At 55.9% G+C, this 1636-nt stretch carries 1 protein-coding gene; it reads right to left on the reverse strand.

Annotated features, from left to right (window positions below):
* Nucleotides 1-37: 37 nt before the first annotated feature.
* A protein-coding gene (locus tag M5G17_RS27275) for an IS3 family transposase (RefSeq protein ID WP_420793409.1) occupies nucleotides 38-1563 on the reverse strand; the annotation gives its coding sequence in 2 pieces (ribosomal slippage) (nucleotides 38-1110 and nucleotides 1110-1563; 1527 coding nt in all).
* Between the last annotated feature and the right edge of the window lie 73 nt (nucleotides 1564-1636).

Below are 1636 nucleotides of genomic sequence, written 5' to 3' on the forward strand. Positions count from 1 at the left end.
CGGTGCGTGTCAATGTACCTGTCGCTTTGCTCTTGTTTCAGCAGCCCTGCATGGCCTCGGCCTCAGGGCGTTCTGGGTTCAAGTAAACAGCGGGTGCCAACTGCCAGTTACGTGTTTTTCCGCTCCAGCGCTTTGGGTTCGCTGCTTTGGCGGTTTTGTAAAGCGTGTCACGTGCGGTGAGCAACGCGCTTGCCTTCCCCTCGTGGCGCTCATTCGGTGTCACGTACTTCAAAGCGCTATGGCGATGCTCTTCGTTGTACCAATCAACGAATTTCTGCACCCAAAGCCTTGCTTCAGTCAGTCCTTCAAACGGGCGTTCCGGCCATAGCGGGCAGTACTTGGCAGTCCGGAAAAGTGCCTCGGCGTAAGCGTTATCATTGCTGACCCGAGGCCGGCTGAACGATGGCGCTATGCCCAGAGCCAACATGCTTTCACGAAGCAGAGAGCCTTTCATCACGGTTCCATTGTCCGAGTGGAGCACCAATGGCCGGCCAGCAGTCCGCTCGCGCAGGCAACCCTTTTCCATTAATTCGCACGCATACTCTGCACGTTCGGACTCATGTACTTCATTGACCACCAGTTTGCGGCTGTAAACATCTTTCACCATGTACCAGTAGTAGAAGCGGCCTCTGATCGTGCTCGGCATCCAGGTGATATCCCAACACCACAACTGGTTGGGTCCATCCGCTCGATGCGTAGTCAGAGCGCGGCGTTTTGGTGCCTTGGCACGGCCCCGGTGCGCGTTCTGATTTGCCTCTTTTAGCACCCTGTAAAACGTGGCCTCCGAGGCCAGATAAATGCCTGCATCTGCCAGTTTGGGAACTATCTGATGCGGTGTAAGGCTGGCATAGCCAGGCTGGTTAGCCGCCTCAAGAACCGCTTGGCGCTCTGCTTCACTGAGCTTGTTCGGCGGGGGCCGCGATACGAGTTGGCGCCTGTCTGTCGCGCTGTGCTGCCAGCGCTGCACAGTTCGTAGACTGAGGCCCAACTCGGAACACGCCCGATATCGACGCGCCCCACGTTGAGTGGCTTCGGCAATCAGCTGCAGTGCCTCTACACGATCTGAGGCGCTGATCAGTCTTCCTTGTCCTTGCCCCAGATCGCGTTGGCTTTTTTTCTGAGTTCCAGCAACGCCACCGCCTCCACTCGCTCAGCCTCTACACGCTTGAGTTGGCGCTCTAACTCAGCGATCCGTTTCTGATCAGGCGTTTTGTTCACTTTGGTATTGCCGGTGACAGCAGGGTTAGCGTCTTGGCAAGCCAGTCGCCATTCCTGAATCTGTTCGGGATAAATCCCCTTCATCCGGCAGTATTGGGAAAGTTCCACCTCACTCAAACAGGCGCTTTCCATCACCGCATTGAATTTATCAATACTGCTCCACCGATCAGCAGTTTTGTTATCTCCCGGCACGATCATTCCCTCTTCTCTTGCCGCCTGTCTCCAATTTCGCAGCGACTGAGTCGTCACTCCCGTTTCAGCCGCAAGCTCCACTACAGAGCGTCTGAAAGGCGGCAGCATTTGCTGAACAGCCCAGGCTTTAAACTTGTCGTCATAGTACGCCATTGCCAAATACCTTCGCCCCCCGTTGAGTAAGTAGGTCAATCAAGCGAGGCGACAAGTAGCCTGACACGGGGGG

Source organism: Pseudomonas rubra (genome assembly GCF_028656935.1).
GTDB lineage: Bacteria > Pseudomonadota > Gammaproteobacteria > Pseudomonadales > Pseudomonadaceae > Aquipseudomonas > Aquipseudomonas rubra.